Here is a 13,657-nt window from a genome sequence, read left to right as displayed (position 1 = left end):
TTGATTGCAATATGCTTTAAAAACACGTTTACATATTGGCGTATAAATTCAGCGTAACGCGGATAGCCAGCGGCAGAACATTGGAGTATTCATCACTCCGCACAAATGCATTGACCGGCTTCCTGTTTTTAGGATCGTTCTTCTTCCGCTTTACAGTCAGGGCAAAGACCGGTAAGTTCAAGACTATGGGAGGTTATGAGAAAACCCGTTTCGGATAAAATTTGCTGTTCAAGATTGTGAAGAGGACACATAGCGATATCCGCGGATGCCTTACAGCGGCTGCAGACAATCCGATGATGATGCACTGACCCCTGCGGCTCTGCCAGCTGAAAATATGCTTTTCCATCATCGCGCATACTTTTTGTAACAAGCCCCGATTCAGTGAGCGTGTTCATAGTGCGGTACACGGTAGACAAATCTATTTGTAGATCGGCATCGCAGGCAGTGTGCAGCTCTTCAGCAGAAAAAGCACGATCCTTATCCTTCGATAAAATAGCAATAATTGTTTTCCGCGCCTTTGTTTTACGCAAGTTTTTTATACCGAGCGGATCGTACTTCTTTTTCATACTTATTAGTATACCATCAGAACGGGAGACGGACAAGTAACTTTGCAAATGATAGTGTCCACGGCAAAAAGACTATATGCTCATTTGCAAAAGTCCGATGCGTTTAGCTGAAAACTTTATGCTTGTATATTCAGCTTTAATCAGCTATTATGAACAAGAGTTCCGGAGGATATTCCGTGCGGCTCTTGAGGTTTGAATGCAATTAACTGCTATACAGCTTATATTTTTTACAATAGTGATGCCCTGCATCATATCCGTTTTCTTTGTATACCTCGTTATTCTGTTTGCAAAACGGCATAATCTATACGATGGGGTCGGAGGACGGAAAATACATTCGGGAAATGTACCCCGTCTGGGCGGTGTCGGCTTTTTTTCAGCCTTTGCTGTCAGTCTTGCGGTCATTTATGTCCGTTTTCCCGGCACAATTACGCTCAATATGCGGTTTGCAGCCGTTTTAATCAGCGGTGCCTTGATCTTTTTGATGGGCTTCCTCGATGATTTGAAAAACTGGCGTGCTGCTCCGAAATTGATTGTACAGCTGATTGCAGCAATCATCGTGGTCTATGCAGGCTACCGCTTTACCCGTATTAGTTTTGGTCCGCTCGGTATCTTTATTCCCCTCGGTATTTTTGCATATCCTATTACAGTGCTCTGGATTGCCGGTGTTACTAATGCTGTTAATCTCATGGATGGTATTGATGGGCAGGTAGGCTGTTTGAGTGTTTCTTTATTGGTGAGTTATACGGTTCTGTTTTTGAATGAGACTCCGCCGCAGCTTTCGATGGTGTACATTTGCACTATTCTCATCTGCGCAATTATCGGCTTTTTGTTTTTCAACCTTGCACGTCCGCGGGCAAAAATCTTTATGGGCGATGGCGGTTCGCAATTTTTAGGCTTTATTCTTGCCGTACTTCCGCTGGTACCTCGGCTTGACGGGTATGAAACAGCGGCAGCCCCTTTTGCCGGGCTTTTCTTAATGTTGCCCATTTTTGATATGGTTGCAGCTATTTGGCGGCGGATACGGGATAAAAAACCGATTCGGGAAGGAGACCGGTTCCACCTGCACCATAAACTGATGCTCATCGGGTATTCTCCGCGGGGAGCCTTGCTAGCGTTTATGATTTTCCAAATCATTATCGATTTATTTGTAACGCTTGCAATTATTCAGCAAGGAGTGATGGCGCTTGTAACATTGATAGGGCTTGTTCTGGTGGGAATCCTCTTTTTTACGCTTATTCACTTTGAAAAAGAAAAACATCTTGCGCATACTGAACCTGTCCGATAACGCAAGTTACCGAACAGGTCGACGAGTTCTACATCGCACAAATGTCACGAGGTAGAACATCGCATTTCAAGGTAACCTGTTCAGAACCATACGTTTCCGAATAGGTTTACTCATGCGTCAGACTAAATACAGGAGACAATTATGTGGAGAAACATGGACGAATGTCCCGTATTTGAAGATTTGCAGGCAGCACGAATACCGGATCTAAAAGAAGGAATGGATGGAGACGGGGCAGAATACCGGATACAGCGCTATTCTATTCCGATGCCGGCAGGACTGCATTACAATTATGCTGCAAAGCGCGTTGATGACACGGTGCTGACCATACTCGATCTGCTTGCCGCCGAACAGGAAGTAACATTAAAATATGAAATGCTGCTTTCCGGTGAAGAGATCAATACGGGAGAGAACCGGAAGGTCTTGCACCATTTAACCCGCGGTCAGTTAGGTGATGATGTTATCTACAATGGTAAAAATATGCGCACCTTTTATCTGGAGCAGTTGGAAAAGGTTCGGGAATTTTCCGAAGCTGTCCGCAACGGTTCTCTTACAGCACCGGGGGGCAAGCCCTTTACCGATGTAGTACAAATCGGTATCGGCGGTTCAGACCTTGGTCCGCGTGCGTTATACCTTGCGTTGAAGGCATGGGGGGAACGGAATAACAAGCTGAAACTCCGCGCTCATTTTATATCCAATGTAGACCCCGATGATGCAGCAGCGGTGCTTTCTGCCTTAGATTTATCGGCTACGCTGTTTATTTTAGTCTCAAAAAGCGGTACTACACAGGAAACACTGACCAACGAACGGTTTGTTGGGCAATTTTTACAGGATGCAGGTCTGAACCCCGCAAAGCAGATGGTTGCTGTAACCAGCGAAACGAGTCCGCTTGCGAATAATCCTGCATACCTTGCTTCGTTCTATATGGATGACTTTATCGGGGGGCGCTACTCTTCTACCTCTGTATGCGGCGCTGCGGTGCTTTCGCTTGCATTTGGTGCGGATACCTTTGAGGAACTGCTTGCCGGCGCTGCTGCAGCTGATAAGCAGGCGCTCGATCCCTGCAACAAGAGAAACCCTGCACTCATGGATGCACTCATCGGTGTTTACGAACGGAATATCCTCGGCTACGCAAGTACGGCTATTCTTCCCTATAGCCAAGCGCTTTCCCGCTTTCCTGCTCACTTGCAGCAGCTTGATATGGAATCAAACGGAAAATCGGTAAACCGCTTCGGCAAACCCATCAGCTATAAAACCGGGCCGGTGATCTTTGGCGAACCCGGCACAAACGGACAGCACTCGTTCTATCAGCTGCTGCACCAAGGTACCGATATTATTCCGCTCCAGTTTATCGCATTTGCAGAAAGCCAGTACGGAAAAGATATAACCGTGGAAGGCTCTACCAGCCAGCAAAAATTACTGGCAAATGTGATTGCACAGATCACTGCCTTCGCTTGCGGAAAACAAGATGAGAATCCAAACAAGAGCTTTGCAGGAGGGCGCCCGTCCAGTTTGATCTACGGAAAAGCGCTTACCCCGGAGGCACTCGGTGCTTTGCTGGCTCATTATGAAAATAAGGTTATGTTCCAAGGGTTCCTCTGGAATGTGAACAGCTTTGATCAAGAAGGCGTGCAGCTGGGGAAAGTGCTGGCAAAAAAAGTACTGTCCCACACTATGCCGCCAGAGCTTGCTGCATACGCGCAGCTGTTTGGGCTGTAAACAGGTGTAATGATATTGTAATGATAAAAATCACCTCTGCTGAATTTTTGAAAGGAGCGGTGATCAGCAAACAATTCCCGCAAACAGGCATTCCTGAATTTGCTTTTTTCGGGCGTTCCAATGCGGGAAAGTCTTCGCTGATCAATATGCTGCTTAATAGAAAGAATCTTGTAAAAACAGGCGCTAAACCGGGCATGACCCGCGAAATTAACTTCTTTGCGGTAAATGCTCCTGCGGGCAAGCCTCCAAGTGCGGAGTCCTTTTGTGTTGCCGATCTTCCCGGATACGGCTTTGCCCAAGTCTCACAGGCAGAACGGAAGCGGATTGATACTATGCTGTATGATTATTGCACAACCCGCTCTACGCTTAAAACGGTATTTCTCTTGATGGATATTCGGCGGGAACCTGCTGAAATAGAGCGGCAAACCTTGCAGTTTTTCAGGGATCACAGTATACCCGCTGTTCTGACGGCAACCAAAGCAGATAAGCTCAGCAAAAATGAACAGGCAAAGCAGCTTGTTGCCCTTACATCCTTTTTTGAATGCAGCAAGGATGAAATAATCCTTACTTCTTCTTTAAAAAAAACAGGCAGAGAACAGCTTTTACAGCATATCTCCACCTGTATTCTTGCGTAATTACAGCCGGGCTAAGGCTCCCATGGGATCCCACGGCTCCAGCTGTACAAGCGGCTGTTTGAGCGCATCAAGCCATTTCTGATCCACAAAGCTTTTTTCTACCATAATTTGATACGTATACTCATCAAACCACGCATCAGACATAGAGAACATACCTTTTTTGCCTGATTCATCGCCCCATGAGTTTTCTACCTGCCACTTTATCGGTTTTCCGGAGCTATCCAGATCAACGCCGGTTAGTACCATGGCATGAGTTAGCAGACTGTCGCCGTAATCAAGCCGTTCAGCCTTGGTAAATTCAGGAAGTTCACCGAGTGTTTTATCATAGGTATAAACTTCTGTGTCCATAATTCCTTCCGGACGGCAAATATACGGTCCCATGTCGCAGCCGAACCAAACGGGCTTACCGGCTTTAATGGACTCAATAGCTGCGGCTTTGAGTGCCTCAATCGGTACATTGATATAATGAATAGGTTCCGCTTCCTTTACTGTTCCAAGGAATTTTACCGTGTACGCTCTGCCGTAAGGCTTATCTGCTGTCGGGGCATTGATTAAGCTGATTTTATCATCCAGATTCCAGCCTACATATTCTTTGAAAAACTGCTGAGGCGTAATCTGTTCAGCTTTATGGAATTTTTTGTCTTTATCGCGGCATTCAAAGTCAAACACCCGAGGCGGTTCACCTAAAGCCTTTACTAAAAAGCTGTATACATGGGAAAGATAGCTTTCTTTGTCCGCACGAAGCTGTTCTACAGACTTGCCGTTCTTGTGCCCTTCACGGAGAAGCTGCGCATACTTACGGAGCCGATGGGTCAGTTCTGCAACAAAGAAACGGGTATCGGAAGAATGGAATGTTTCCGGCATAACATCTTTCGGTACAGCACCGTACTTTTGCAGGATGCCCGCAAACATATCCCATTGCCCGCCGTCCTGAATAGGATTTGCCAGCAAATGCGCTAAGAGCCGCCCTTCGAGCGGTTCATCAAGGGTTTCCAAAATACTTTCAAAAAAATAATTGGATTTTTCTAGTTTATCCCAAAAGAGGGTATAATTTTGTGAAAGCTCAAATGTTTCCAGATTGAGCTTTTCCATTGTTTCCACACGGGCTGCATTCAGCGATGCGAACATCCAGCAGCGCCCGCTCTTTTTCTGATTGGTAATTTCTCCACGTTTTGTCTCGTGAGAAAAATAAAAATTATGCCGCCGCCGTACATCGTAGTTAAACGACGCATCTTCAATACCGCTTTTTGCAATCGCCCCTGCAACAAGTGCATTGGCAGGATCTGCGCGGTACTCTTCTGCAAACCTTTCTAAAAGTTTAGGGGAAATATCCATGTCAAACTCCTTTTTCAGATGACTTTCTTGGTTATATATTTCTTGGTTATATAACAATATTGACCAGTTTATTCGGCACAACGATGATTTTCTTCGGCTGCTTTCCGTCAAGAAAGCGCTGTGCCCCTTCTGTTTTCAATGCAGCGGCTTCGAGGTCTGCTTTGGGGGCATCCATTGCTGCTTGAAATTTATCCCGTACCTTCCCGTTGACCTGCACTACAATCGTACATTCGGTATCAATACAGTACTTTCCGGCAAATAAGGGCCAGTCTTCGTATGCTATTGTTCCTGTATGCCCTAATTTCTCCCAGAGTTCTTCTGCAAGGTGAGGTGCATAGGGGGCAAGCAGCTTGACAAAGACCTCCCATGCAAACCGCGGTACTGCGGTACTCTTACTCAGCGTATTGATAAAAATCATCATCTGACTAATCGCAGTATTGAAATTGAGGCTTGCCGTATCTTCTGTTACCTTCTTAATGGTTTTATTTAAAAGCTTGGTAATTTCTGCATTCTCCGGTGTGCTTGTATCGTTTACCGGGCAATCGATGAGGGGCGCCTCCGAAATTGCCCAAATTTTTTCTAAAAAGCGGAAAATACCGATTAAGCCTTGCGTATTCCACGGCTTAGACATATCGAGCGGTCCCATGAACATTTCATACATCCGGCACGAGTCTGCCCCGTACTGCTCTATCATCTCATCAGGATTGATGACATTCTTTAAGCTCTTCGACATTTTAGCGACAACCCGCTCAAGCGGCTCACCGGTAGCTTTTTCTTTAAAGGTACCGTCTTCTGTCTGCACAACCTCATCAGCCGGTACAAGCGATTTGTTTTTCCGCTGGTAGGAAAATGAGGTGATCATACCTTGATTTACCAGTCTCGTAAACGGTTCTTTGGTATGCACAAGCCCTAAGTCATACAGTACCTTGTGCCAGAAACGGGCATACAGAAGGTGTAATACGGCATGTTCCGCACCGCCGATATATAAGTTCACCGGCATCCAATAGGCTTCCTTTTCTTTGGAGCAAAATTCCTCGCTATTATGCGGATCAAGGTAGCGGAGATAGTACCAGCATGAACCTGCCCATTGCGGCATGGTATTTGTTTCCCGGCGGGCAGCGGCTCCGCAGTGCGGGCAGACCGTATTCACCCATTCGGGGATCTTTGCAAGCGGACTTTCTCCCGTATCGGAGGGGCTATAGCTGTCCGTTTCCGGTAAGGCAAGCGGTAAATCTTTTTCGTCCAGCGGCACAACACCGCACGAGGGGCAATGTACAAGCGGAATAGGCTCTCCCCAGTACCGCTGCCGGCTAAATACCCAGTCGCGGAGTTTATAGTTTACAGCTTTTTTCCCGAAGCCGCGGGCTGCAGCGTAATCGGTAATGCGTGTAATAGCTTCCCGTGTGGGCAGTCCGGTAAACTCCCCGGAGTTTACCGCATATCCGTCAGCGCTTGTGCATTCCTGCGGCGGAGTGCGGTAATCACCTGCGGCTCCCTTCTGCTTCCATTCCTCCTCAGAGGCAACGGTTTGGATAACCGGCAGCCCAAAAAGCTTTGCAAACGCCCAGTCCCGTTCATCATGGGCAGGGACAGCCATAATTGCACCGGTTCCGTAAGAAACTAAGATATAATCGGATATCCATACCGGTATCTTTTCTTGTGTCAAAGGATTGACTGCATAAGCGCCGGTAAACACGCCTGTCTTTTTCTTTGCAAGCTCAGTCCGTTCAAGATCGGTTTTTTTCGCGGTTTCTTCCCGATACGCTTGTACTGCCGGCAGCTGTTCTTTGCTGGTAATATGCATAACGAGCGGATGCTCCGGTGCAAGCACGAGATACGTTGCACCGAAAATAGTGTCAGGGCGGGTGGTATACACCGTGATTTTTTCTTTTTCATGCGGAGCTGCGAGGGTAAAATCGATCTCTGCTCCGGTACTCTTTCCAATCCAATTCCGCTGCATAACCTTGACAGATTGCGGCCAATCCAAATCATCCAGATCCTCAAGGAGCTGCTCTGCGTAGGCGGTTATCTTCAACATCCATTGCCGGACATTTTTCCGCACAACCTGTGTACCGCAGCGTTCACAGCAGCCTTCTTTCACTTCTTCGTTGGCAAGACCGGTTAAACAGCTGGGACACCAGTTAATGGGGGCTTCCGTTTCGTATGCTAAGCCCTTCTTATACAGCTGCAAAAATATCCATTGCGTCCACCGGTAATAGTCAACATCCGAGGTTGCAAGCTCTCGATCCCAGTCATAAGAAAACCCGAATGCCTGTATCTGCTTGCGGAATGTGTCAATATTTTGTTTTGTGGTAATGCGGGGATGGGTACCGGTTTTAATGGCATAGTTTTCCGCCGGTAAGCCGAAAGAGTCAAACCCCATCGGGTGCAATACTGCATAACCGTTCATCCGGAGGTACCGGCTGTAAATATCGGTTGCGGTATAACCTTCGGGGTGTCCGACATGCAAACCCGCTCCCGATGGATACGGAAACATATCTAAAAGATATGCACGCCGATCGGGCGGATAATTCGTATCTTCTATTGCTTTAAATGTTTTATGATCTTTCCAATATTTTTGCCATTTTTTTTCAATTTCGCTAAAAGGGTAAGAGGGCATGGAGAACTCCTTATGTGTTTGACATCCTTAAAAACTGAAATTATGAGAGATGTCCTGTTATTTTTAGGCTAATTGTATGAAACGACAGCTCAATTACAGCAGAATAGTCTTTTTGGTATCGGCTTTTGTAATACCGAAAACACGCAAAATATTTTCCGGGGTGTAGTCCGCATGAGCTGCTTTATTATAATAGTCCGTAACGAGTGCCAGCTCATCAGAAGAATCATCATACACAGCTGCTGCTGCTGCACTGCGGAACGCCCCTGCATCCAGTAATGCCTGTACTGTTTTACCGCCGTTTTTAGCCCGGCGTTCTTTATCTACGACAGCAGCAGCGCCGTCATACCCGATCGTACTCATAAAATCATTTTTTGTCATATATATCTTCCTTGTGTACCTTACTTTATCTTACTTTACCTTTTTGAAGCCTTCTTTTGAGACACCGCATAAAGGACATACCCATGTTTTAGGCAAGTCTTCAAACTGTGTTCCCGGTTTGATGTTACCTTCCGGATCCCCAGCATTTGGATCATATTCATAACCGCATAAATCGCATACATACTTTTCCATATTATACTCCTCGGGATATTTAAGGAAATACCGATTAAAATGGGAGAGATGAGCCACAAAGGGCATAATAGACCTGCTCGATAACCGCGTTGCCGAACATGTTTAATCAACAACCCCGGCGCAGCTTGAGAGCATTACCCCTCCGTACGAATCAGTACATCTTAAAGAAGTCTATTTTGGCTTCCAGCAACATCGCCGGGCATTACTATACGGGTTTTAGCCCTATTTTACAAGTAGGAGGTAAGTTTTGTACATTGTTGTATCTGAGTAAATGCAGAGGTACCGTCTTTTCCTCTTCTTCTACCGGATGGTGTATTTAATCGAGGAATAAATATCTACCGCATGCCCGCTCTTTCTGCCGGATACCATTGTCCAGTTGAGTCCTGCATTCAGCTCAAGCTGTTTAATCACCCGGTATGAGCCTTCCAATGAAATGGTATGGAAGTATGCAGGGTTCCCCGACGGGGTTTTTGCCTGTGCTATTGGATCATAGTGATCGGCATCAGGATAATAGATATGCGGTTTTCCCGGCTTTTCTTTGCTGGGATCAAAAAAGTTATCTTCAATATCTCCTTTTACGAGAAAACGATACTTAAACTTTGCCTTGTATTTTGCAGGTTCTATCAATGCACACTGAAAAAAACAGCCCATGGTATCCGGTCCATAGGGATTGGCAACCCATTGATTGATGTACGAGTCCGTCATATTCTTCCCCGCAACGGTGTCTTTACGGCGGTGATAGAGGCTGATGTACTTATTTTCCATAATGTACATCCACGGGTTTGCGTATAAAAACTCTCCCGTTACGGAAAGGTGTCCAAAGCTGAACGGATGAATGTACTCAACACCAGCTAAACCGCCGAGGCTGTTAGGAATATTTCGGGCTGCCGGATAGTTGTTCAGTTCAAATGAGGTCTGAAATTGATTTTGCCCATACTGACCATACAGCCGTAAGCCTCGTATTGGGACTATATCCATACCGATACCGAATTGGCAGCCGATGCTTGATTTTCCGGATTTGTCAGAAGCATTCGGATTAAAAGTATTCTCCCGCCAGCCGAAAAAGTTGTGAAAAATCATCATCGGGTTTACATATTTCGGATCAAACGGAGCATTCAGCACAATCCCTTCGTAAAAACGGACTGCGATCCAGTCAATCGGACGGAACGCCGCTTCGTGGGAAAAAACAAAGCGTGTCGGCTCTAGTTCCACCACATTCAATGCCAGACGGATTTTTTTATGAAAGAAGGATGCCGTTATATAGTCCAGACGGTCTACACTATCCGCAAGCAGCATACTCCCCGCAAGTGACCGCCCGATATTCAAAGCCCCGCGCCCAATGGTAAGATTAACAAAGCGGCTGCCGAGGCTTAAGCCTGCCTGCATAGGAAAGGACATATCAAATGCATTACTTTCCAGCGGCATATTGGTATACGGATAGGAAAATACTGTTGCCCAGTAGTTCTTCTTTATGCTGAGGTTAGAAAAAAAATCAACGTATGGGGTGAACATCACGTGCATCGGAGCGGAAATAAGGGCAGGTGTTTTGTTATAGCGTAAAAAGCTGTCTTGCCGTACCTCATTTTCACGCTTATGCACATACTGTCCTTGCAGAGCAAAGACACCGTTGACATCAAACGACAGATACTTATTGCTGTACAAAAACGGATGTCCGGAAAAATACCCCTGCATCATGCGGTACAAGGGCATACTCATGTCTGGTACTGAGGCATTATCAAAGGCAGAAAAGTATTCGGCAAGTTCTCCCTTGGAAAGGGGCTGCCGGTCAGCAAGGGTTGTTTTCCTCGATTCAACCGACAAAATATGCATTGCATCATAGATCCAATGATCATTTTCTACAAATAAGGCATACGGTGTGTCGGCAGCGCAGAACGCTCCACACAAAAAAGACAATACAAGAACAGTACACAAACGTTTCATTTTTTAACCCTTTTGTTTTGAATATTGCGCTGCAAAAATACAGCATCTACCCCTTAATTGCACCGCCGGTAACACCGTGGATAATCTTCTCAGACAAGAAGAGGTAGAGAACAAACGTCGGCAAAAAGACAATAACAACACTTGCAAACATCCCGCCCCAGTCACCGGTATAGCGCATAGCAGAAATCATATTGTATAACCCAACCGCTACCGGACGGACTGCTGTTTTGTTCGCAAAAATAAGCGACATAAAATACTCATTCCACACCGTAATAAAATTAAAAATAGAAACGGTAATAATACCCGGCTGTGCAAGCGGAAACATAATAGTCCAGAATGTCCGCATCGGAGTACAGCCGTCTATTGCAGCGGCTTCTTCATAAGTAAAGCTCAAGTTCTTAAAAAAAGCAAGCAGGTAGAACACGGCAAACGGCACATTCACCGCCGTATACAGAAAGATAATCAATGTCCTGCTGTTTGTCAGCCGCAGCGATGATGTAAGACCAAAGAGCGGCATAATAATCATAATTACCGGAATTCCCAGTGCAGATGCAAACATATTCTGCAGAAGCAGATTTCCCTTAAACTTAAAACGGGAAAGTACATACGCTGCGGGCGCTGCAATAAGTACAATCAGCGTACAAGAAATCACGGTATACATAAGGGAGTTCATAAAAAACACGGAGACCTTTTGTGTTTTCCACGCCTTTATGTAGTTTTCAAAGTGAAAACCGGTATCAAACCGGAACATGTGGTCGGAAAATATCTCGCTCGAAGTGGAAAGAGAGGCAAACACCACCCAGCCGATCAGCATGACCGTAAAAACAGTCCACAGCGTCAACAGCACATACCCCGGGCTATTCATCAGTTTTTGTTTTATCGATCCATTTTTTATCCCAAAATTCATAAACCACCTCAGTATTTATATCTTCCACGATCAAACAATCTAACATGGTTTTAAACCGCAACGGACTCAGTCCCGTTGTCGGCTTTGAAAACGGTGTTAGGCGTTTATTTGCTATGCTTTCCAAACCATTCCATTATTTCATCTTTTTTCATTTTTCCCGAAGCTATTTTTAATCCAAAATCAATGAGCTCTTCCTGAGTGTAATTCAAATCAATTCCGTTTATTTTAAGAAAAATGAGCATTAGATGAACACCAATTCTTTTGTTGCCGTCTAAAAAAGGATGATTTTCAATTAATGAGAAACAAAGCTGCGCCGCTTTATCAAAAATTGAGGGATACAATGCTTTCCCATCGAAAGTTTGAAATATTGATTTTAAACTTGAATCTAAGAGGCTGTATTCTCGAATACCGTCTATTCCACCAGTTTTCGTTATCAATGACGAATGAATTTTTAAAATTTGTTCGTTCGAAAAATAGTTCATTTTGCCAGTTCCTGATACGCTTGCATATTTTGGGAAATTATCGAATCTGAAACCTCAAATACTTGCTCATCAGGAACAACAACATAACCATTATCTTCATCTAAAACAGTGATTATTACTTTTCGCCCGTTATATTTATCGAGTACCCGATTTTCTACACAAACTGTATTGTTTTGAATTATTCCGATTGTAGCAAACATAAATCCCCTCCGGTTTCACTATAGCATATTTTTATGTTCATTTATAGTTCACATTTATTAATTTTGATTTTAAACCATAGTTTACAAAAAATACCCCTTATTTTAAAATTACAGTTTATCGTGCCGTAAGACATCGGTCTAACATTCACGACCCTGCATTTGTTCCTTTGCCGACGCGAATTGTAAGGTAAACTTGGCGCGAAAGTTGCATAAAAAGGGAGCCGTAGGCGACCGCTCAGGCAACTTTCATGAAAAATAAATGTCAGCGTTGAAGCGGAGGGTTAGACGATTTTATTCTTACTACTCCATTCAACTACTATCGTTTGGAATAAAATGAACAAACAATAGGGTATCTCTAAAAACTTCGGTTTTTAGAGGCTCCTAATACAATATTATCCCAGAATTGCTTTTTTTACTGTATCAATCACTACGAAATACGATAACTCCTCATCCACGAGTCTTTGAAAGCCGTAATATTCATAAAAGCTTTTTGAAGTTTCTTTCGCATCTACTATTATCAAATAGAGACCTGTTATATCTGATACTTGAACCACTTTTATAAAAACTTGTGAAAGAAGCCATTTTCCTATTCCATTTCCCTGTAATTCTTTATTAACAGCAAGCCTCGCAATTCTCAGTGCAGGAATTGGATATTTTGGTAATTTACCTTTACATTCATCAGGAATCTCTTGATACGCAACTTGAGCTGTCGCTAATGTAAAATAGCCTAAAATATGGTTACTGTTATTCAAAGCAACAAAAGTTCTGCCTATACCTAACTCATCATTCCTTATTGCATATCTTGATAAAAATTCATTTAATTTCTCAATACCGCAATCAAAATTTTTAAGAAGCGATTTTCGTTGTATTTCTTTGATTGAAACTAATCTATAATCACTCATTATTGAAATAATCTTTTCAAAGCGTCATTAGGTTCTGGAGGATTATCTAAAGCCATCATTATTAAATCTCTATCGCGATTGGAAAGCACAAGAGTGTCATTTTTTGTTAAATCTATTTGTGCTTGTTTCAATGACGTTGAAAGAATATATGAAGAGAGAGAAATATGTTTAAGCTCAGCAGCTTTCTCAAGTGTAGATTTTTGTTGAATGTTAGCTCTCAAATCAATTCTTACATTTTTTAATGCGACTGCCATTTTCATTACCTCCATATTAAATATATCATAATATGCGTAATTTGTACACACAATATGATATAAGATTTTCAAAGGATGAACTTCTAATTACACAATCAGTGCCGTAAGACATCGGTCTAACATTCGCGACCCTGCATTGCCGCAAAGGTACTGCCTGGTTAAGCGAAGGTTAGATTTTACGCCTTAATTTCAAGAATACTTCCGGATTTTCAAGAAAAATCCTTTTTTTTTAATTTTACACAAA

General features: G+C 44.0%; 14 protein-coding genes. 3 read left to right on the top strand and 11 right to left on the bottom strand.

What is annotated here, in order from left to right:
* Window positions 1–128: 128 nt before the first annotated feature.
* A complete protein-coding gene (locus tag ACTTJ8_RS01730) occupies window positions 129–566 on the bottom strand; it encodes a Fur family transcriptional regulator (RefSeq protein ID WP_442715603.1) in 438 nt (145 codons plus the stop codon).
* A 196-nt stretch (window positions 567–762) separates the two neighbouring features.
* Here ACTTJ8_RS01730 and ACTTJ8_RS01725 point away from each other — a divergent pair, with 196 nt between their 5' ends.
* From ACTTJ8_RS01725 to yihA, 3 genes are all read left to right on the top strand, one after another.
* Entirely contained in the window at window positions 763–1,851 is a 1,089-nt protein-coding gene (locus ACTTJ8_RS01725; protein WP_442715602.1) for an MraY family glycosyltransferase, read from the top strand.
* 141 nt (window positions 1,852–1,992) lie between these two features.
* On the top strand, window positions 1,993–3,567 hold the full coding sequence (locus tag ACTTJ8_RS01720) for a glucose-6-phosphate isomerase (RefSeq protein ID WP_442715601.1): 1,575 nt from the start codon (window positions 1,993–1,995) through the stop codon (window positions 3,565–3,567).
* Window positions 3,568–3,587: 20 nt separating this feature from the next.
* Window positions 3,588–4,202, top strand: a complete 615-nt coding sequence (gene yihA, locus ACTTJ8_RS01715; protein ID WP_442715600.1) for a ribosome biogenesis GTP-binding protein YihA/YsxC — start codon at window positions 3,588–3,590, stop codon at window positions 4,200–4,202.
* Here yihA and ACTTJ8_RS01710 read toward each other — a convergent pair whose 3' ends face one another.
* The 10 genes from ACTTJ8_RS01710 to ACTTJ8_RS01665 form a co-directional block, all read right to left on the bottom strand.
* Window positions 4,203–5,537, bottom strand: a complete 1,335-nt coding sequence (locus tag ACTTJ8_RS01710) for a C1 family peptidase (RefSeq protein ID WP_442715599.1) — start codon at window positions 5,535–5,537, stop codon at window positions 4,203–4,205.
* Between the two features lie 46 nt (window positions 5,538–5,583).
* Window positions 5,584–8,157: a leucine--tRNA ligase gene (gene leuS / locus ACTTJ8_RS01705; RefSeq protein ID WP_442720152.1), complete on the bottom strand. Its 2,574-nt coding sequence runs from the start codon at window positions 8,155–8,157 to the stop codon at window positions 5,584–5,586.
* A 93-nt stretch (window positions 8,158–8,250) separates the two neighbouring features.
* Window positions 8,251–8,535, bottom strand: coding sequence for a hypothetical protein (locus ACTTJ8_RS01700; protein WP_442715597.1), 285 nt, complete (start codon window positions 8,533–8,535; stop codon window positions 8,251–8,253).
* 30 nt (window positions 8,536–8,565) lie between these two features.
* Entirely contained in the window at window positions 8,566–8,727 is a 162-nt protein-coding gene (gene rd / locus ACTTJ8_RS01695; protein ID WP_442715596.1) for a rubredoxin, read from the bottom strand.
* Window positions 8,728–9,027: 300 nt separating this feature from the next.
* Window positions 9,028–10,668: a hypothetical protein gene (locus tag ACTTJ8_RS01690; RefSeq protein WP_442715595.1), complete on the bottom strand. Its 1,641-nt coding sequence runs from the start codon at window positions 10,666–10,668 to the stop codon at window positions 9,028–9,030.
* Window positions 10,669–10,714: 46 nt separating this feature from the next.
* On the bottom strand, window positions 10,715–11,575 hold the full coding sequence (locus tag ACTTJ8_RS01685; RefSeq protein ID WP_442715594.1) for a carbohydrate ABC transporter permease: 861 nt from the start codon (window positions 11,573–11,575) through the stop codon (window positions 10,715–10,717).
* A 104-nt stretch (window positions 11,576–11,679) separates the two neighbouring features.
* Complete coding sequence (locus tag ACTTJ8_RS01680) at window positions 11,680–12,057, bottom strand: type II toxin-antitoxin system death-on-curing family toxin (RefSeq protein ID WP_442715593.1); 378 nt, start codon at window positions 12,055–12,057, stop codon at window positions 11,680–11,682.
* Window positions 12,054–12,257: a hypothetical protein gene (locus ACTTJ8_RS01675; protein ID WP_442715592.1), complete on the bottom strand. Its 204-nt coding sequence runs from the start codon at window positions 12,255–12,257 to the stop codon at window positions 12,054–12,056. The genes ACTTJ8_RS01680 and ACTTJ8_RS01675 overlap by 4 nt, the downstream gene beginning before the upstream one ends.
* A gap of 392 nt (window positions 12,258–12,649) precedes the next feature.
* Window positions 12,650–13,159 (bottom strand): GNAT family N-acetyltransferase, encoded by a 510-nt coding sequence (locus ACTTJ8_RS01670; RefSeq protein WP_442715591.1) that lies wholly within the window; start codon window positions 13,157–13,159, stop codon window positions 12,650–12,652.
* Window positions 13,159–13,413: a type II toxin-antitoxin system TacA family antitoxin gene (locus ACTTJ8_RS01665; RefSeq protein WP_442715590.1), complete on the bottom strand. Its 255-nt coding sequence runs from the start codon at window positions 13,411–13,413 to the stop codon at window positions 13,159–13,161. Before ACTTJ8_RS01665 ends, ACTTJ8_RS01670 begins: the two co-directional genes overlap by 1 nt.
* Window positions 13,414–13,657 lie beyond the last annotated feature (244 nt).

It is taken from the genome of Treponema sp., from assembly GCF_052169735.1.
Lineage (GTDB): Bacteria > Spirochaetota > Spirochaetia > Treponematales > Treponemataceae > Treponema.
Note: the sequence above shows the minus strand (reverse complement) of the source record. Positions and strands in the feature narration are given on the sequence as shown.

Bases quoted from the DNA above. Each gene is read 5' to 3' on its own strand.
- ACTTJ8_RS01685 (WP_442715594.1), bottom strand. From the start codon at position 11,575: ATGAATTTTGGGATAAAAAATGGATCGATAAAACAAAAACTGATGAAT.
- ACTTJ8_RS01710 (WP_442715599.1), bottom strand. From the start codon at position 5,537: ATGGATATTTCCCCTAAACTTTTAGAAAGGTTTGCAGAAGAGTACCGC.
- yihA (WP_442715600.1), top strand. From the start codon at position 3,588: ATGATAAAAATCACCTCTGCTGAATTTTTGAAAGGAGCGGTGATCAGC.
- ACTTJ8_RS01730 (WP_442715603.1), bottom strand. From the start codon at position 566: ATGAAAAAGAAGTACGATCCGCTCGGTATAAAAAACTTGCGTAAAACA.
- ACTTJ8_RS01670 (WP_442715591.1), bottom strand. From the start codon at position 13,159: ATGAGTGATTATAGATTAGTTTCAATCAAAGAAATACAACGAAAATCG.
- ACTTJ8_RS01720 (WP_442715601.1), top strand. From the start codon at position 1,993: ATGTGGAGAAACATGGACGAATGTCCCGTATTTGAAGATTTGCAGGCA.
- ACTTJ8_RS01665 (WP_442715590.1), bottom strand. From the start codon at position 13,413: ATGGCAGTCGCATTAAAAAATGTAAGAATTGATTTGAGAGCTAACATT.
- ACTTJ8_RS01675 (WP_442715592.1), bottom strand. From the start codon at position 12,257: ATGTTTGCTACAATCGGAATAATTCAAAACAATACAGTTTGTGTAGAA.
- ACTTJ8_RS01690 (WP_442715595.1), bottom strand. From the start codon at position 10,668: ATGAAACGTTTGTGTACTGTTCTTGTATTGTCTTTTTTGTGTGGAGCG.
- rd (WP_442715596.1), bottom strand. From the start codon at position 8,727: ATGGAAAAGTATGTATGCGATTTATGCGGTTATGAATATGATCCAAAT.
- leuS (WP_442720152.1), bottom strand. From the start codon at position 8,157: ATGCCCTCTTACCCTTTTAGCGAAATTGAAAAAAAATGGCAAAAATAT.
- ACTTJ8_RS01700 (WP_442715597.1), bottom strand. From the start codon at position 8,535: ATGACAAAAAATGATTTTATGAGTACGATCGGGTATGACGGCGCTGCT.
- ACTTJ8_RS01725 (WP_442715602.1), top strand. From the start codon at position 763: ATGCAATTAACTGCTATACAGCTTATATTTTTTACAATAGTGATGCCC.
- ACTTJ8_RS01680 (WP_442715593.1), bottom strand. From the start codon at position 12,057: ATGAACTATTTTTCGAACGAACAAATTTTAAAAATTCATTCGTCATTG.